This is a genomic window from Microbacterium sp. zg.Y909 (genome assembly GCF_024626565.1).
Genome location: NZ_JANJFJ010000002.1, coordinates 24,271 through 40,964, shown reverse-complemented (window position 1 = coordinate 40,964; position 16,694 = coordinate 24,271). Strand labels below are relative to the sequence as shown.

Sequence of the window (16,694 nt, the reverse complement as noted above, 5' to 3'; positions counted from 1 at the left end):
ATGCGGCGGGTGGCCGATGCCGCGTTCTGGGTGGCGGCCGCTGTGCTCGTCGGCGCCCAGCTGCTCGTGCTGTGGCAGAGCCTCGTGGAGAACCGCCTCTGGGAGGACGAGGCCTTCAACCTGACGGTGCCGCTCAACCTGCTGGCGGGCAACGGCTACACCAGTGACGGCACCCTCTCGGGCAGCACGCTCACGCCGTTCGACCCCCGCATCTCGACCGGCCCGGTCGTGCTGCTGCCGATCGCGGCCGTGCTGGCCACGGGCGCCGATCTCGTCGTCGGCGGACGGCTGGTGCCGGCGGCCTTCTACCTGGCCCTCCTGGCCGCCCTGTGGGTGCTCGGGCGCCGTATCGGTGGGCGCTGGGCGGGACTGCTCGCCGTCACGGTGCCGCTCGCCTTCGACGCGTCAGCACCGCCGTCGGCGATCCAGGGCCCCGCCGACGTCCTCGGCGAGGTGCCGGCCGCCTCGCTCATCGCCTGGGCGCTCGTCTTCGTGCAGCGCCGGCCGTGGCTGGCAGGTCTGCTCTTCGGACTGGCCATCCAATCGAAGTACATCTCGCTGTTGGCCGCGCCCGCCCTCGTCGTCGCTCTGCTGCTGAGCCTGCCGGGCGAGTCGCTGCTGCGCCGCCTGCGCGCGGCTGTGATCGCCGGCATCCTGGCCCTCGTCCCGACGATCGTCGTCGAGCTCGCTGCGCTGATCGCCCTGGGGCCGGCGGGCTTCGTGCAGCATCTGCGCGACACTGTGCGGTTCGTGCGCACCGGTGGTCAGCCCGGCGTCGCAACGACCGTGGCCGAGAAGCTGAGCACGCTGGCTGCTTCGTGGCATCTGCCCGGTGCGCTCGCTCTCGCAACGGCGGTCGTGGTGGTGCTGCTGATCGTGACTGCTGTCGTCGTCGCGCTGCGCTCGCCGCGGTCGGCGGCGCTGGCGCTCAGCGGCGCCGAGCCGGTGCGTCGCACAGCGCCGCTGCTGGCGGGCGCCGCCGTCGGCGTGCTGACCTACGTCGGCTGGTGGGCGACCGCCGGTCACCTGCCGCTGTGGGTGCGACACCCGGCGCCCGGCCTGCTCGCCTTCGTGCCCGTGCTCTTCGCCTTCGTCGTACCCGCGATCGGGGTGCTCTGGCGTGCGGGGGAGCAGCGCCGGTCAATGAGCGCGGCCGCCGCGACGGCCACTGCGCCCGCGCTCCGTGCGCAGGCGACGAAAGGCGTGCTCGTGGTCGTCGCCGTCTTCGTCGCGGTCGTCACCACAGCTCAGGTCACCGCAGCGGCGGCGGTGGCCCTGACATCGGACGGGGCCTCGCTCGCGCAGCAGCGCAGGATCGCAGGTCAGATGGCCGCGGCGGATGCCGATTGGATCGCCACGCAGTGGGGCGGCGCCGTGAGCCTTGTCGTACTGTCGGGAGCGCACGTCGCCCTCACCGACGCTCCGCCGGCGAACATCGCCGGCTACCCCGTGCTCAGTCAGGATGCTGCGGCGTGCGAGGTGCCGCTCGCCAGCGCCCCGCCGTTCGTCGTCTGCGCCCCCTGACGGCGACGCCGGCACCCCTTGGCGGGGACGCCGGCGTCAGAGGCCCTCGGGTGTTCTGGTCGGCCGTCAGGCGTTCTGGCCGGCCGTGGCCTTCGCCGCAGCCCGGCGGCGCGCACGCCGCTCCTTGGACTGCGCCCGGGTGAGTTCCACGGGAGCCTGCTCGTGGTGGTGGGTCGAGCCGTAGGTGTACGAGCCGTAGCCGTAGCTGTCGGGGCCCTTCGTCGGCAGCATGGTGACGACGACGCCCAGCAGGTTGCCTCCGGCCGTCTCGAGCGTGCGGATGGCGCCGGAAAGATCCTGCTTCTTGGTCTTTCCCGACGCGGCAGCGACGATCACACCGCGGGTCTTCTTGCTCAGCACGGCGGCGTCGGTGACCAGCAGCAGCGGCGGCGCGTCGATGAGCACGTAGTCGAAGTGCTCGGTCAGTGAGGCGAGCACGTGGTCCATCGACGAGGAACCCAGCAGCTCGCTCGGGTTCGGCGGCACCGGACCGCTCGTGAGGACGAACAGCTGGTTCGGGCCCCACTTCTGCAGGGCATCGGCCAGCTGTACGCGGCCGATGAGCACGTCGGTGAGGCCCACGCCGCCCTCGAGTCCCATGTAGTCCGCGACGCGGGGGAGACGCAGGTCGCCGTCGAGCAGCGCGACGCGCGCGCCGGTCTCGGCGAGGGCGATCGCGAGGTTCGCGGTGGTGGTCGACTTGCCCTCGCTGGGGCCGGCGCTGGACACGACGAAGCTGCGCGGGCCGTCTTCGACGTCGAGGAACTGCAGGTTCGTCCGCAGGCTGCGGAACGACTCGGCGCGAGGGCTGCGCGGGTCGGCGTGCACGATGAGGGGCCGCTTGGTGGCTTCGGGGTCAAACGCGATGCCGCCGAGCAGGGGCTTGTCGGTGAGCGCCTCGATGTCGTGCAGCGTGTGGATGCGGGTGTCGAGCACCGTGCGCAGCACCGCCAGTCCCACACCGGCGGCAAGGCCCAGCAGGGCGCCGAGGGCGATGAGCAGCGGGATGTTCGGGCTGGCGGGAGCGGCGGGCGCCGTCGCAGGCTGTGTGATCGTGATCTGCACGGGGCTGACGGCATCGACGGCCTGCGGCTTCTCGAGCGTCGTCTGCACGGCCTGCGCGAAGCTCGCGGCCGTGGCGTCGGCGATGGCAGCGGCCAGCTCGGGGTCTTCGTCGGTGACGGTGACGTCGATCAGCACGGTGTTGAGGGGCGTGCTGGCCGAGATCTGTGCGGCGAGCTGGCCGGGCGTGACATCGAGGTCGAGCTCCTCGATCACCGGGTCGAGCACGAGCGCCGTCGGGATCACATCGACGTAGCTGGCTACCATCTGGCGGGCGAACGTCGTGCCCTGCACGAGGTCGCCCGTTGCGGCGCCCTCGGTGCGCACCGACACATACAGCTGCGTGGATGCCTCGTACTTCGGGGTCTGCACGAAGGCATACCCCGCGCCGCCGGCGAGGCCTGCGATGAGAAGCACGAGAAGCAGGATCCAGTTCTTGTGCAGGATGCGCAGGTAGTCGCGAAGTTCCACGCGGGGGTCTCCCAAGGGGTGAGATGGTCGGGTTCGGTCATTCTTCCACAGCGCCGCAGACCGCCCAGGACACGCCCGGCCGGCCTGATGTCACTGGGCCGCGTAGGCGTACGTGCCGTACGCGGTCTTGTCGGCGCCGGCCGTCGGCACCATCGTGACGACGGTGCCGAGCACTTTCGAGCCGACGGCCTCGACGTTCTTCACGGCGTTGGCCAGCCGCGGCTTGGTCGTCGACCCCGCCGCGGCGACGACGATCGCGCCGTTGGTGAAACGCGAGACGACGGCGGCATCCGTCACGAGAAGCGTCGGCGGAGCATCGATGATGATCACGTCGAACGCCCCTTTCAGCTGGCGCATGAGCGTGGCCATCGCCGGCGAGCCGAGCAGCTCGGCCGGGTTCGGCGGCACGGTCCCCGCCGGCAGCAGAAAGAGCGTGCCACGCCCCCACCGCTGGATGACATCGGATGCCGCGACCCGGCCCACCAGCACATCGGCGAGCCCCAGACCCCCCTCGATGCCGAAGTAATCGGCCACCTTGGGCTTGCGCAGGTCGCCGTCGAGCAGCGCGACGCGGACGCCGGTCTCGGCGAACGCGATGGCGAGGTTGGCCGAAGTGGTCGACTTGCCCTCGCTGGGCCCGGCGCTGGTGATGACATAGGCCGCGGGGCCGTCTCCGAGCGCGAGGAACTGCACGTTGGTGCGCAGCGCCCGGTACGCCTCGGCGCGCGGGTCGCGCGCGGCCGCGGCGACCACCAGGGGGCGCGTCTTGGCCTGGGGATCCAGGGCGATGCCGCCCAGGGTGGGAGCGCCGGTGATCTCCTCCACGTCCTTGACCGTGCGGATGCGGGTGTCCAGCACCTCGCGCAGCACGGCGATGCCCACGCCTGCCGCGAGCCCCAGCAGGCCGCCGAGCGCGAGAGACAGGCGCATGTTGGGCGCGGACGGGGTGAGCGGCACCTGCGCCGGCTGCAGCGTCTCGATGCGCACGGGGGAGGGTCGATCGCCCGTGGGGGCCTCGAGCTGCTGGGCGACCACGGTGGTGAAGCTCTCGCCGATGGCATTGGCGATGCGCGCCGCCTGCTCGGGGCTCGCATCGGTGACGGTGACGTCGATGACGACGGTGTTGAGCGCGGCAGACGCGCTCACCCGGTGAGCGAGATCTTCGGCCGATTCGCTGAGGTTCAATTGCGCGATCACCGGATCGAGCACGATGGCGCTGGGAATGACGCTCACGTATGTCGTCACAGCCTGTCGCGCGAAATTCGTGCCCTGTGTCATTTCCGACGTGGTGCCGGCATTGCTGCCGACGGCGACGTAAAGCTGCGTCGACGCCGTATAGCGCGCCGGCGTCGTCAAAGCGACCAGCGCACCGGCGGAAACGCCGATGAGTGCGAGCGAAATGATGAGCACGAGATTGCGGCGCAGGATGCGCACATAGTCGTGAAGGTCCATGACGCTCCTGCCTCGGGGGTGATATATCCTGCGCGAGGTATCCTTTCACGAATTGTCTTGTCGCTTTTCGCCTTTTCGGCTGACCGCAGCCCTCGTTTCCGCAAGGACCCTATGAGCACTCTCGCTGGACTGTTCGACGACGATCGGGCCACCCGCGACGAATTCGCGCGCGCAGCGCGTGAGGTGCCGAGCGATGCCGGCCTGGCCGAGATGCTCGGCGGCGAGCGTGGTGGGACCGGCGGGCGTCGGCGCGACGCTCAGGTGCCCGTCGACGACACTCCGCGACTGATCCGCCTCGTGCAGAGCGCGGCGGCGGATGCGGCACCCGTGGTGCTTTCGGGCGGCGGTACGAAGACGAAGAAGACCACGCGCGGTCACAAGCGCCCCGACTGGCTGAGCGTGATCGTCGCGGTGATCGCTGTCGCGGTCGTCTCGGCGACGGCGGTCTTCGGTGGCATCCAGCTCGCATCGGCGAGCCCTGCCGCCGATGCACTGCAGGCGCTCGCCGCAGACGAAGCCGCGCTGGTGAACGCCCAGCAGAGCCTGGCGGCGTCGGCGACGCGCATCGAGGCCGACATCGCCACCGCTCGGGAGGATGCCGCACGCCTCGAGCCGGCGCTCGTCGCTGTGGAGGGATACTCCGACGAGCCCGCGCGGACCGCGGCGATGCAGGCGCTCGCCGACTATCGGGCCGGGCTCGACGCTCTCGCGATCCCCGAGCTGCCCGCCCCCTACGCTCGGCCCGCCATCGACGAGGAGTCGCTGGCCGACGTGGGAGCGGCGATCGACGACGTTCAGGCCCTGACGGCGGAGCTGGCGGAGCCGAGCGGGCGGATGCATGCCCTGCGGGTCAGCGTCACCGACCTGCGCGACCGGTTCGCCGCGCAGGTGGCCGCCTTCGGCGCCACCTTCCCGGCGTGGGCCGAGACGGTCAACGCTGAGAACGACCAGGCCGACCAGAGCTTCCGGGACGCGCTGACGGCTGCGGCCGGTGCGGTGCCGACGGGTCAGGCCGGAGGCCTGCTGGGCATCGAGGCGATGCTCGTGCTGCCGCCGCTGGTCGAGGCGCTGCGAGAAGACAACCAGCGCGTGCTCGACGAGATCGCGGCGGAAGAAGCGGCCGAGGAAGAGGCCAGGGGCTCCGGAGGGTCCGGTGGCTCCGGTGGCTCCGGGGGAGGCTCGGGCGGCTTCCAGGATCCGGGAGTGCCGCCGACCGAGCCCGGCGCGCCGACCGACCCTGGCGTGCCGCCGGTGGTGCCGCCGACGGAGCCACCGGTGCTCCCGCCGGTGATCGACCCTCCCGTGACCGACCCGCCCGGTGACGGCAGCGTCGGGTAGTCGCGCAGCCGGTTAGGGCGGGCGCGCGGGGCGCGCGCGACTGCGGCCGGGAGCGCGTCAGCGCCGGGCGTGCGTCAGGCGGCGGGCACGGCCAGGCGGACGACGCGCACGACCTCGTCGATGGCCGGCACGAGCTGCGAGCCCGACAGTTCGTAGGTGTTCCACGAGCGGCGGTACGGGTCGATGACGTCGTCGTCGGCCGGGTCCGCGGGCGGCAGTGAGATGCCTCGGTGCGCGGCGACGGATGCCACTGCCGCACGCAGCCGCGCCGAGGGCTCGGCACCCGCGGCGTCGGCGGCCGCGAGGATCTCGGCATCCGGGGTGTCCTTCGCCAGCCGCGCGAACTCGCGGAGGGTGAAGGTGGAGCGCAGGCGCGCGGGCGCCAGTTCGACGATGGACCGGCGGTGCTCGCGTGCCATCGCCAGGATCAGGTCGGGTGTGGCGAGCATGCGCGCGTTGAGCAGCTGGGAGCGGTGCTCGGCCGACAGGTCTGCCGGCACCCCGTGCTGCGCCGCGAGTCGCTGGGCCTCGGCGGGCATCTCAACGCCGCCCATGTCGTAGGTGCCGCCGCTGGTGACGCTGCCGGGCAGCCCGGCGAGCCGTGTGCGCAGCAGCTGTTCGGCCAGCGGTGAGCGGCAGATGTTGCCGGTGCAGACGGTGATGATCTCGAACACGGACGACCTTTCGGTTCGGGTACGGACGCCGTGCCACTGTATCGGTGCCTCCCTCCGCGCTCGCGAGTGAGTATTCGTGGTGCCGAGTGAGTATTCGCAGTGTCGAGTGAGTATCCGAAGTGTCGAGTCCCGGCGGATGCCGCGTGCACCGGGCGCCCGTGGAGCTGCGTCGCCGCCGCGAGCCGGGCTCGGACCCCGTGCGGGCCCGTGCCGACTCGAATATGTATCCGATTTGGGGCTCCAGGTTCGGCGGCGGATTATTCCCGTCGTTCGAGGGGTGAGTTATCCGCAGCGCGAAACAATGTTCTATGGTCCGCGACACTTTCGGAGTATCATCTGTCGTATGAGCGAGCCACTCCAGAGCCTCATCGCAGCGGTCTCCGCTGTGGCGGAGGCGTGGCCGGCGGGCGCGATCGAGGGGACGACAGGCTCATCCCTCGTCGCCCTGAACGATGAGCTCGGCAAGGTGCGCAGGCTCACCGACGGGCTCCACGCGCAGGTGGCGGCCGAGATCGCCCGGCAGTCGCGCCCCGAGCTCGGGCCCGACGGATTGGCCAAGTCGCAGGGCTACCGCAATCCCACGGCTCTCATCGCGGCCACGACGGGGTCGACCAACGGTGAGGCGGCTCGGCTGGTGCAGGTGGGTGAAGCGACCGCACCCCGGCTGCTGCTCACGGGTGAGCGGGCGCCCGCGCGGCATCCGCACGTGGCATCCGGGGTCGAGGCGGGGAGCATCGGCTCGGCGGCCGCCTCCGCGATCATCAGCATGCTCGACAAGGTGGTCATGCGTGCGGGGCGCGAGGCGACGGATGCCGCAGAGCGGATGCTGGTAGAGCAGGCCCCAGGGCTCACCAGCGATCAGCTGGCGAAGGTCATCGCGCGGGCCGAAGCCTGGCTCGACCCCGACGGCGTCGAGCCGCGCGAAGAAGAGCTGCGTTCGCAGCGCTACCTGCACATCCGGGAGGAGCGCAACGGCATGACGTCGCTGTCGGCGTTGCTCGACCCCGAGCATGCGGCCCCCGTTCGGGCGGCGATCGAGGCACTCGTCACGGCGGACCTCCGCGCACCGCGAAGCGCCGACGCGCCCGACGCAGACCCGGCCCGCCGCTCGATCCCGCAGCTGCAGGCCGACGCGCTCGCGCGGCTGTGCGCCCACGCCCTGGGGTGCGACCGCACCGATCTGCCGCTCGAGGGAGCGACCGTGGTGGTGCGGGTGTCGCTCGATGACCTCGAGAACGGCACGGGCAATGGTGTCATCGACGGCATGACCCAGCCCGTCTCGATCGGCACGGTGCGGCGCATGGCCGCCGGCGGAGCGGTGATCCCCTGCGTGCTGGGCGGCAAGAGCGAGATCCTCGACTGGGGGCGCAAGAAGCGGCTCTTCACCAAAGCGCAGAAGCTGGCGCTCATCGAGCGCGACGGGGGATGCGCCGGGTGCGGCGCCCCGCCAGGACTGACCCGGGTGCACCACCTGCGATGGTGGCTGCGAGACGGTGGCCCTACCGACCTGGCGAACGGTGTTCTGCTCTGCGACTCCTGCCACCATCGGGTGCACGACAACGGCTACGAGGTGCGCATCGACGGAGTGGGCGCCATGGCAGAGGTGTGGTTCATCCCACCACCGTGGATCGATCCGGCTCGAACGCCGAGGCGCGGAGCGCGCAAGCGGTTCGACTTCGTCCCGGCGTGAGCTGCGCACACATGAGCGCGCACACGAAGAAAGCGACCGCGCCCGGTGAAGGGGACGGTCGCTTTCTTGTATGTATGTGTGGGCCTACTTGTCGGTGAAGGCGTCCTTGACCTCATCGGCGGCCTGCTTGCCCTTGCCCTTGGCCTGGTCGACGTGGCCTTCGGTCTCCATCGACTTGTCACCGGTCGCCTTGCCGATGCCCTCCTTGGCCTGGCCCTTGAGCTCTTCGGCCTTGTGCTTCATGTCGTCTCCAACACCCATGGGGATCTCCTTCTCTTGGGGTCCACGGCCGCGTCAGCGGTCAGTGGGGGTTGTGGTGTCGGCACCGTCTTCGGGTGCCGCTCCGGTGGGCGACTCTGGTTCGAGCCGCACCTCTTCGCGGGCAACGGGAACGGTCACCGTCACCTGCTCCGTCACGACGTACCGCCGCAGCCGCAGACCGCCGTCGGCCACCGGCGCAGGAGCGACGGTGCCGCCCGCCGCATCCGCGTCGCCCGTCGGTGCCGACGCCGATGTGGTCGTGTCGACCCGGTCGGTCGACTCGTCGCGGGGATCGGCGTGGTCGTGGTCGTGGTCCTGCTCGCGCCCGTTCTGGTGCTCGTGCTCGTGCGAATGCTGGTGGTCGCGGTCGTGCTGGTGCTCATGCTCGTGCTTGCGCCCGTCGCCGTCGCCGGCAGTGTCCGGCGCGTCACGGAGGGCGTAATAGGCGTACAGCTCCTCCTCCTGGCGGTGAGTGAGCTCCGCGTCCGAGTCGAAGCGGGGCGCGTGCTTGACGGCATCCTTCCCATAGGGAATGCGCAGTTCGCCGTCGATCTCTTCGGCCTGCTCCAGCGGCACGAACGACTCCGACGAGCCGAACAGCCCCGTCTTCACCGTCACCCAGTTGGGGTTGCCGGTGGCGGGATCGACGAACGCCTGCCCGACGGTGCCGACCTTGTGGCCGTCTTCGTCGACGACGTGGCGTCCGATGAGACTTGCGATGTCATGAGAGCTGATCACTGTCACTTCTCCTGTCGGCCGAGGCCGACGCTGTCGACCTTGCGGTGGTAGCGCATGCCCGCCGCGCCTCCGAGCAGTGCGCCGATGAGCGCGACGATCGCGGATCCGATGGCAGTGAGAATGCCGGTGAGGGTCGCCGACTCGGCATCCACCGGAATGGCCGGGATGCCCTGCAGGCTGCCGAACATCTCCCACTGGCTGCCGGCGACGGCGGTGACGATGGCGACGATGATGGCGATGACGACGGCCCAGATCCAGACGGCGAGGCCCTGCTTGACGCCGCTGAACCGCGCCATGCGGCCGGCGACGTATCCGCCGGCGAAGTACGAGATGAGCAGGATCAGTCCGAGGATGATCGCACCGATCACACCCGCAGTGGTGGCGTCGTCGGCGACGGCATCCGCCACCTCGTCGGTGGTCGCGCCGGATCCCGCGCCGACGGCGAGGCCGATGCCGGTCGCGAGGGCGGTCAGCAGCACGGCGGTGCCCATTGCCGTCAGCCAGCCGAAGAAGGCGGACCCGAACTTGAACCCGCCGAAGCGGTCCTTCTCGCGCGCGAGCACGTCGCGCTGCAGAGTGTGGGTGCGATCCACCGGCACGGCGGCGCCGGTGGAGCCGGCGTCGTAGACCGGCGCGCCCGGCTCCCGGGGGTCTGAAGAAGTCATGGCCTAGAAGCTAATCGGCAGGGCTTCGGACGGCGAGGGGGTTGCAACGGTCGGATGCCGCGCGTAATCTCGCCCGCTCGCACAGGGTGCCCCCGCGGTCCCGTGCCCCGCTCAGCAGGGGGAGCGGGCCCCGACATGCTAAGCTGTCTCTTTGGTGCAGGCCGCCTGCTGGCCGGCACCGCGAACGTGAGCCCTCCACTGGCGTGTTCGACCGTCTTCGACGGATTCGAACCACCCCGGAGTGGGATTCACGAACTCCTCCGTTCGACACAAGAAAGCAGCACTATCGTGACGCGCACTTACACCCCCAAGGCTGGCGAGATCCAGCGCGAGTGGCTGGTCATCGACGCAACCGACGTCGTTCTCGGCCGCCTCGCCTCGCACGCCGCCGCGCTCCTGCGTGGCAAGCACAAGCCCACCTTCGTCAACCACATGGACTCGGGTGACTTCGTCATCATCGTCAACGCCGACAAGGTCGCGCTGACGGGCCAGAAGCTGCAGAAGAAGCGGGCCTACCGCCACTCGGGCTACCCGGGCGGCCTCAAGTCCGTCGCCTACGAGGAGCTGCTCGAGAAGAACCCCGAGCGCGCCGTCGAGAAGGCAGTGCGCGGCATGCTGCCCAAGAACAGCATCGGTCGCCAGCAGCTGTCGAAGCTGAAGGTCTACCGCGGTGCCGAGCACCCGCACTCGGCGCAGCAGCCCAAGACGTACACCCTCGACCAGGTCGCCCAGTAAGCGCCCCCTCAGATTTAAGGACAAAAACTGATGGCGAACATCGAAGAGACCCCGCAGAACTACTCCACTGAGACGCCCGCCGAAGAGGCGCAGGCCAGCGCACCGCGCCCCGTGCTGTCGGTCCCCGGCGCAGCGGTCGGCCGTCGCAAGCAGGCCATCGCCCGCGTGCGACTGGTCCCCGGCTCGGGCACCATCACGGTCAACGGCCGCACGCTCGAGGACTACTTCCCGAACAAGCTGCACCAGCAGCTGATCAACGACCCGTTCACGGTGCTGAACCTCGCCGGTGGCTACGACGTCATCGCGCGCATCTCCGGCGGTGGCCCCTCGGGCCAGGCCGGCGCCCTGCGCCTCGGCATCGCTCGGTCGCTGAACCAGATCGACGAAGAGAACAACCGTCCGACCCTGAAGAAGGCCGGCTTCCTTTCGCGCGACGCTCGCGTCAAGGAGCGCAAGAAGGCCGGTCTCAAGAAGGCCCGCAAGGCGCCTCAGTACTCGAAGCGCTGATCCGAACGCACATGGCGCTGTTCGGTACGGATGGTGTGCGGGGGCTGGCCAACGGCTCCCTCACCGCCGACCTCGCGCTCTCCCTGGCCCAGGCGACTGCTGTCGTCCTGGGCCAGGGGCGTATCGCGGCGGCTCGGCGCAAGGCGGGCAAGCGGCTCACCGCCGTCGTCGCCCGCGATCCCCGGATTTCGGGCGAGTTCCTGTCGGCCGCCGTCTCGGCGGGCCTGGCCTCGTCCGGTGTCGATGTGCTCGACGCCGGCGTGCTGCCGACCCCGGCGGCGGCGTTCCTCGTCGCCGACCGCGACGCCGACTTCGGCGTGATGGTCTCGGCGTCGCACAACCCCGCGCCCGACAACGGCATCAAGATCTTCGCCCGGGGCGGCTCGAAGCTGCCCGACGAGGTGGAGGCGCGCATCGAGGCGGCCATGGGCGGCCCGAAGCTGCAGCCCACCGGCGGCGCCGTCGGGCGCATCACCCGCTTCGCCGACGCCGAGGACCGCTACGTCGTGCACCTGCTCGGCTCGCTTCCGTATCGCCTCGATGGCCTGCACGTCGTGCTGGACTGCGCCCACGGCGCGGCATCCGGTGTGTCGCCTGAGACCTTCCGCGATGCCGGTGCGCGCGTCACCGTGATCGGTGCGGACCCCGACGGCATCAACATCAACGAGGGTGTCGGCTCGACGCACCTGGACGTGCTCGCCGGTGAAGTGGTGCGCGTAGGGGCCGACCTCGGCATCGCGCACGACGGCGACGCCGATCGCTGCCTCGCCGTCGACGCCGCCGGCAACATCGTCGACGGCGACCAGATCATGGCGATCCTCGCGCTGTCGATGCAGCGCCGCGGGCGTCTGAAGGACGACACGCTCGTCGCGACCGTGATGAGCAACCTCGGCCTGCACCGGGCGATGGCCGACCACGGCATCCGCGTCGAACAGACCGGCGTCGGTGACCGGTACGTGCTGGAGCGCATGGCGGCGGGCGGGTTCTCGCTCGGCGGCGAGCAGTCCGGTCACGTCATCATGAGCGAGTACGCCACGACCGGCGACGGCCTGCTGACGGGGCTGCACCTGGCCGCCGAGGTGGCACGCACCGGGCGCACCCTGGCCGAGCTGGCATCGGTGATGACGGCGTACCCGCAGGTGCTCATCAACGTCACCGGCGTCGACCGCACACGGGTGAACGACGACGAGGGTGTGCAGACGGCAGTCGCGAAGGCGGCGGCATCGCTGGGGCTCTCGGGCCGCGTGCTGCTGCGGCCTTCGGGCACCGAGCAGCTGGTGCGGGTGATGGTGGAGGCCGAGACGGCCGACAGCGCCGCATCCGTGGCCGAGGCTCTCGCAGATGTCGTGCGTGACCGGCTCGCCCTTCCCGTCTGACGCGCGGCGACGTCATATCGCGCGCGCCGGTTTGAGCGCGACGTCGTGGATGCGATAGAACAGGGGAGCACGGCAGCGGAGCCGCGCTGACGTTGCATCCCCCCACGCGACGTCGCCACTTCTTCGCCGCCGTCTTGGTCCGCGCTCGTGCACGAGCGGTCGGGGCCGCGAGAGGGCCGCGTCACTGGGGGGCGGTCCTCTCCGCCCCTCGCCGAGCGTCAGGAGCCGGGGGCGCTCCAGGACAGCGACTCGATGTAGCGCAGCAGCACGCCTTCGCGCAGGGCCCAGGGGCTCACCTCGAGCTCCTCGACGTCGAGCGCCTTCATCGCCTGGTGCATCACCACCGCAGCCGCGACGATCTGGAACGACCGGTCCGCCGTGATCCCCGGTAGCGCCTCGCGTGCCTCGGCCGGCATCCGCGCCATGCGCGGGATCCACGCCTTCAGCGCCGCGCGCGGCAGCACCATGCGCTCGATCCCCGACCACCCCGGCACCGGGTACCCCGCGAGCTTCGCCAGCGACCGGATCGCCTTCGACGACCCCACCACGTGATCGGGTCGCGGCATTCCCGAGAACATCTCCGCGACCGGCGCCAGCGTCTTGCGCGCATGCTTGCGCAGCCGCTCGACCTCGTCGTCGCCGGGCGGGTCGTTCGGCAGGTACTTCACCGTCATGCGCCCGGCCCCGAGCGGAACGGATGCCGCGGCATCCGGAAGCTCGTCTGCCCCCGCCGCCAGCTCGAGTGACCCGCCGCCGATGTCGAACAGCAGGATCTGGCCGGCCGACCAGCCGAACCACCGCCGCACCGCGAGGAACGTGAACCGCGCCTCGGTCTCGCCGCCGAGCACCTGCAGCTCCTGCCCGAGCACCTCCTCGAGACGCGCGATGACCGCCTTGCCGTTCTTCGCCTCGCGCACCGCGCTCGTCGCCGTCGCGAGCAGCTCTGCGACGTTCTCTCGCGCCACCGTCTCGCGGGCCTCGGTCACGGCCGCCACCAGAGCGGCCACGCCCTCGTCGCTGATCGAGCCGTCGGGCTCGAGATAGCGCATCAGCCGCAGCACCGTGCGCTGGCTGGTCGTCGCGTGAGGCCTGCCGCCGGGGATCACGTCGGCGATCAGCAGGTGGACGGTGTTCGAACCGATGTCGAGGACTCCCAGGCGCACGGGGTCAGCGTAGCGGGGCGGATGCCACGGCGGCGACGCCCCGGACGATGCGACGATCCCGCGGCGCGGCACCGATACGATGGGCGCGATGGCCGAGACCCCTGCCGCCGGCGCGGCCGCAACCGACCCCGAGCCCCTTGCCCGCGAGCTCTACCGGGAGATCGACCGCGCCGATTGGGCGCGGTCGGCACGCGGCATGGCGAACCCGCTCACCGAGACCGAGGTCGTGCAGCTGCGCGGCATCGGCGACCGGCTCGACCTCGACGAGGTGCGCGAGGTGTACCTGCCCCTCAGTCGCCTGCTGTCGCTGTATGCCGAGAACACCAAGCGGCTCGGCGCCGAAGAGAGCGCGTTCCTCGGGGACAGCGACACGACGACGCCGTTCGTCGTGGGGGTGGCGGGCTCCGTCGCCGTCGGAAAGTCCACCATCGCCCGCCTGCTGCGTGAGCTCATGGCGCGCTGGCCGGGAACCCCGCGGGTGGAGCTGGTCACCACCGACGGGTTCCTCTACCCCAACGCCGAGCTCGAGCGCCGCGGCATCATGCACCGCAAGGGCTTTCCGGAGTCGTACGACCGCCGCGCCCTCGTCTCCTTCCTCACCGAGGTCAAGAGCGGCGCGGCCGAGGTGCGCGCCCCCTTCTACTCGCACATGCGCTACGACATCATCCCCGACGCGCACGTGACGGTGCGCCGGCCCGACGTGGTGATCGTCGAGGGCCTGAACGTGCTGCAGCCCCCGCCGTCGCCCCACGACGTCGCCGTCAGCGACCTGTTCGACTTCTCCATCTACATCGACGCCGACGCCGAGCACATCACCCAGTGGTTCATCGACCGGTTCCTGGCGCTGCGCCGCGCTGCGTTCAGCAACCCGAACTCGTTCTTCAACCGGTTCGCGCAGGTGGACGACGATGAGGCCGTCGAGCTCGCCCTGGGATTCTGGAACGACATCAATCTTCCGAACCTGCGCGAGAACGTCGAGCCCACGCGCCACCGCGCGACCCTGGTGCTGCAGAAGGGCGCCGACCACGCCGTGGAGCGCGTGCTGCTGCGCAAGCTCTGACGGGGGGACAACGCGGCGGATGCCGCTACGGCAGCAGCCGCAGCGAATCGCCGTCCTCGACATAGCGCTCGCCGGATTCCGGGCAGACCCACTGATCGCCCTCGGCCACCAACGGTCGTCCGACGCGCCCCACCCAGCCGATGCGCTTGGCCGGCACTCCCGCGACGAGCGCGTGCGCGGGGACGTCCTTGGTCACCACGGCACCGGCGGCCACCAGCGCCCATGCGCCGATCGTCACCGGCGCGATGCACACCGCGCGGGCGCCGATCGAGGCTCCGCGATCGACGGTGACGCCCACGGCATGCCAGTCGTCGGCGCTCTTGAGCGAACCGTCGGGGTTCGCCGCGCGGGGGAACTCGTCGTTCGTGAAGACCACGGCGGGGCCGATGAACACGCCGTCGCCGATGACGGCAGGCTCGTACACGAGGGCGTAGTTCTGCACCTTGCAGGCATCGCCGAGCACGACTCCGGTTCCGATGTACGCGCCGCGGCCGATGTTGCAGTCCGCCCCGAGCCGCGCGCCGCTGCGCACCTGCGCCAGGTGCCACACCCGCGTGCGGGCGCCGAGCTCGACGCCGTCGTCGACGTCGGCGGAGGGATGAACGACAGGCGCGTCGGCGGGGGTGCCGGTGGGAGACATGGTGGTTCCTCTCGGGGGGACGAGACAGTGCGCCGCGATGCGGGCCCCTCCAACGTACGTCCCGCGCGCCGCGGCGGCCCGCACGACAGGGAGCACAGGCGAAACCCGTTGCTCGGATGCCTGTTGTCGCTACACTGCCCGCGAGGAGCTTCGGCTTCTCCCGCACCGGGGGGTGGGGACCCGACGCCGCAGGATGGCCTGCGGCGCGCCGACAAGGCGTGCACCGGCTTGCTGCCGGCACGTGACGGGGGAAGACCATGGGGAGTCTGACGCAGCGGGAGGCCGAGGGCGCTCGCGAAGACAGGTGGACGGCGACGCCGTGGCGGAGCGCTCCGCCGGACGGCGGCGTGATCGACCGGCCGCGGTGCGGCGCCAGGAAGACGCATCAGCCGACGCATCGGCGGACGGCGACGGGGATGCGGCCGGGGGATGCCGGCCGGAGCGATCACCTCGCCGCGCCGCCCACAGGCGCGGTGATCATCCCCGCGCACGACGAAGCCGCGGTGATCGGACGCGCGCTGCGCTCGCTGGCCCCGCTGGCCGCCTTCGACGGCGTCGAGGTGATCGTCGCCTGCAACGGATGCCGTGACGACACCGCCGACATCGCCCGTCGGTTCCCGGGCGTCCGCGTCGTCGAGCTCGACACGGCATCCAAGACCGACGCCCTGAACCTCGCCGACAGCGTGGCGACGGCGTGGCCGCGACTGTACCTCGACGCCGACGTCGAGCTTCACCCCCAGGCGGCGCTGGCGGTCTTCGCCGAGCTCGGGCGGCCCGGCGTGCTCGCGGCCAGGCCGCCGCACGTGTACGACGTCCGTGGCGCCACCGCACCGGTGCGGGCGTACTACCGGGCGCGGGCCCGCATTCCCGGACAGCGGCGACGGCAGTGGGGCGCGGGCGCGTACGGCACGAACGAGGCGGGTCATCGTCGCTTCGACCGGTTCGCCGCGGTCATCGCCGAGGACTCCTGGTTCGACGGGCACTTCGCGTACGACGAGAAGCGGGTCGTCGACGCCTCCCCGACCGTGGTGCACACCCCGCGCGACGTGAGGACGCTCCTGGGCGTGCTCGCCCGGCAGCGGCGCGGCTACGTCGACCTGCAGATCGCCTCGGGGGCGGCACACCGCTCCCGCGCGCTGCTCTCGTCGGTGCGGGGCCCGCGAAGCGCCATCGACGCCGCCTGGTACATCGCGCTCACGCTCGCCTCGCGTGTGCGTCTGCGTGTGCGTGTGCGCCCGCCGACTGCAGACTCGACAGGGGCGCGCTGGGAACGCGACGCCTCGAGCCGCGTGAGCGGAACACCCCGATGATCCCGCGGCGCACGCCTCAGCACGGGGA

At 71.1% G+C, this 16,694-nt stretch carries 16 protein-coding genes; 8 read left to right on the top strand and 8 right to left on the bottom strand.

The genetic code is table 11. From position 1 onward, the window contains the following. Positions 1–1,524, top strand: coding sequence for a glycosyltransferase family 39 protein (locus NQ160_RS00205; protein ID WP_257513246.1), 1,524 nt, complete (start codon positions 1–3; stop codon positions 1,522–1,524). Between the two features lie 66 nt (positions 1,525–1,590). Here NQ160_RS00205 and NQ160_RS00200 read toward each other — a convergent pair whose 3' ends face one another. Both NQ160_RS00200 and NQ160_RS00195 read right to left on the bottom strand, forming a co-directional pair. Beyond that, on the bottom strand, positions 1,591–3,057 hold the full coding sequence (locus tag NQ160_RS00200; RefSeq protein WP_257513206.1) for a polysaccharide biosynthesis tyrosine autokinase: 1,467 nt from the start codon (positions 3,055–3,057) through the stop codon (positions 1,591–1,593). Positions 3,058–3,147: 90 nt separating this feature from the next. Continuing rightward, positions 3,148–4,509, bottom strand: coding sequence for a polysaccharide biosynthesis tyrosine autokinase (locus NQ160_RS00195; protein ID WP_257513205.1), 1,362 nt, complete (start codon positions 4,507–4,509; stop codon positions 3,148–3,150). Positions 4,510–4,620: 111 nt separating this feature from the next. Between NQ160_RS00195 and NQ160_RS00190 the strand changes: the two genes are divergently transcribed. Beyond that, a complete protein-coding gene (locus NQ160_RS00190) occupies positions 4,621–5,847 on the top strand; it encodes a hypothetical protein (RefSeq protein ID WP_257513204.1) in 1,227 nt (408 codons plus the stop codon). Positions 5,848–5,921: 74 nt separating this feature from the next. On the opposite strand, the gene NQ160_RS00185 is transcribed toward NQ160_RS00190, so the two are convergent. After that, entirely contained in the window at positions 5,922–6,521 is a 600-nt protein-coding gene (locus NQ160_RS00185; RefSeq protein ID WP_257513203.1) for an arsenate reductase/protein-tyrosine-phosphatase family protein, read from the bottom strand. Between the two features lie 343 nt (positions 6,522–6,864). Between NQ160_RS00185 and NQ160_RS00180 the strand changes: the two genes are divergently transcribed. Next, complete coding sequence (locus NQ160_RS00180) at positions 6,865–8,211, top strand: HNH endonuclease (RefSeq protein WP_257513202.1); 1,347 nt, start codon at positions 6,865–6,867, stop codon at positions 8,209–8,211. A gap of 84 nt (positions 8,212–8,295) precedes the next feature. Here the strand turns inward: NQ160_RS00180 and NQ160_RS00175 are convergent, their stop codons facing one another. The 3 genes from NQ160_RS00175 to NQ160_RS00165 are packed head-to-tail and all read right to left on the bottom strand — an operon-like array spanning position 8,296 to position 9,875. Beyond that, positions 8,296–8,472, bottom strand: coding sequence for a CsbD family protein (locus tag NQ160_RS00175; RefSeq protein WP_257513201.1), 177 nt, complete (start codon positions 8,470–8,472; stop codon positions 8,296–8,298). A gap of 33 nt (positions 8,473–8,505) precedes the next feature. After that, entirely contained in the window at positions 8,506–9,210 is a 705-nt protein-coding gene (locus NQ160_RS24800) for a PRC-barrel domain-containing protein (RefSeq protein WP_257513200.1), read from the bottom strand. 2 nt (positions 9,211–9,212) lie between these two features. Beyond that, positions 9,213–9,875, bottom strand: a complete 663-nt coding sequence (locus tag NQ160_RS00165) for a hypothetical protein (RefSeq protein WP_257513199.1) — start codon at positions 9,873–9,875, stop codon at positions 9,213–9,215. A gap of 288 nt (positions 9,876–10,163) precedes the next feature. Here NQ160_RS00165 and rplM point away from each other — a divergent pair, with 288 nt between their 5' ends. From rplM to glmM, 3 genes are read left to right on the top strand one after another with little or no spacing between them, the layout of a single operon-like run. Further along, positions 10,164–10,610 carry a 50S ribosomal protein L13 gene (gene rplM, locus NQ160_RS00160; RefSeq protein WP_257494842.1) on the top strand — a complete coding sequence of 149 codons (447 nt, stop codon included), beginning with the start codon at positions 10,164–10,166 and terminating at the stop codon, positions 10,608–10,610. Between the two features lie 30 nt (positions 10,611–10,640). After that, a complete protein-coding gene (rpsI, locus tag NQ160_RS00155) occupies positions 10,641–11,117 on the top strand; it encodes a 30S ribosomal protein S9 (RefSeq protein WP_257513198.1) in 477 nt (158 codons plus the stop codon). Between the two features lie 11 nt (positions 11,118–11,128). Then, on the top strand, positions 11,129–12,493 hold the full coding sequence (gene glmM, locus NQ160_RS00150) for a phosphoglucosamine mutase (RefSeq protein WP_257513197.1): 1,365 nt from the start codon (positions 11,129–11,131) through the stop codon (positions 12,491–12,493). Positions 12,494–12,711: 218 nt separating this feature from the next. On the opposite strand, the gene NQ160_RS00145 is transcribed toward glmM, so the two are convergent. Continuing rightward, positions 12,712–13,656 (bottom strand): Ppx/GppA phosphatase family protein, encoded by a 945-nt coding sequence (locus NQ160_RS00145; protein WP_257513196.1) that lies wholly within the window; start codon positions 13,654–13,656, stop codon positions 12,712–12,714. 88 nt (positions 13,657–13,744) lie between these two features. Between NQ160_RS00145 and coaA the strand changes: the two genes are divergently transcribed. Then, on the top strand, positions 13,745–14,716 hold the full coding sequence (coaA, locus tag NQ160_RS00140) for a type I pantothenate kinase (protein ID WP_257513195.1): 972 nt from the start codon (positions 13,745–13,747) through the stop codon (positions 14,714–14,716). A gap of 25 nt (positions 14,717–14,741) precedes the next feature. Here the strand turns inward: coaA and NQ160_RS00135 are convergent, their stop codons facing one another. Continuing rightward, positions 14,742–15,356, bottom strand: a complete 615-nt coding sequence (locus tag NQ160_RS00135) for an acyltransferase (RefSeq protein WP_257513194.1) — start codon at positions 15,354–15,356, stop codon at positions 14,742–14,744. Between the two features lie 473 nt (positions 15,357–15,829). On the opposite strand from NQ160_RS00135, the gene NQ160_RS00130 reads away from it, so the two are divergent. Next, entirely contained in the window at positions 15,830–16,666 is an 837-nt protein-coding gene (locus tag NQ160_RS00130; RefSeq protein WP_374113615.1) for a glycosyltransferase, read from the top strand. Positions 16,667–16,694: the final 28 nt, after the last annotated feature.

Coding starts and splice junctions, on each gene's coding strand:
- NQ160_RS00205 (WP_257513246.1), top strand. CDS start 1: ATGCGGCGGGTGGCCGATGCCGCGTTCTGGGTGGCGGCCGCTGTGCTC.
- NQ160_RS00195 (WP_257513205.1), bottom strand. CDS start 4,509: ATGGACCTTCACGACTATGTGCGCATCCTGCGCCGCAATCTCGTGCTC.
- NQ160_RS00190 (WP_257513204.1), top strand. CDS start 4,621: ATGAGCACTCTCGCTGGACTGTTCGACGACGATCGGGCCACCCGCGAC.
- NQ160_RS00180 (WP_257513202.1), top strand. CDS start 6,865: ATGAGCGAGCCACTCCAGAGCCTCATCGCAGCGGTCTCCGCTGTGGCG.
- NQ160_RS00175 (WP_257513201.1), bottom strand. CDS start 8,472: ATGGGTGTTGGAGACGACATGAAGCACAAGGCCGAAGAGCTCAAGGGC.
- NQ160_RS00165 (WP_257513199.1), bottom strand. CDS start 9,875: ATGACTTCTTCAGACCCCCGGGAGCCGGGCGCGCCGGTCTACGACGCC.
- rpsI (WP_257513198.1), top strand. CDS start 10,641: ATGGCGAACATCGAAGAGACCCCGCAGAACTACTCCACTGAGACGCCC.
- glmM (WP_257513197.1), top strand. CDS start 11,129: ATGGCGCTGTTCGGTACGGATGGTGTGCGGGGGCTGGCCAACGGCTCC.
- coaA (WP_257513195.1), top strand. CDS start 13,745: ATGGCCGAGACCCCTGCCGCCGGCGCGGCCGCAACCGACCCCGAGCCC.
- NQ160_RS00135 (WP_257513194.1), bottom strand. CDS start 15,356: ATGTCTCCCACCGGCACCCCCGCCGACGCGCCTGTCGTTCATCCCTCC.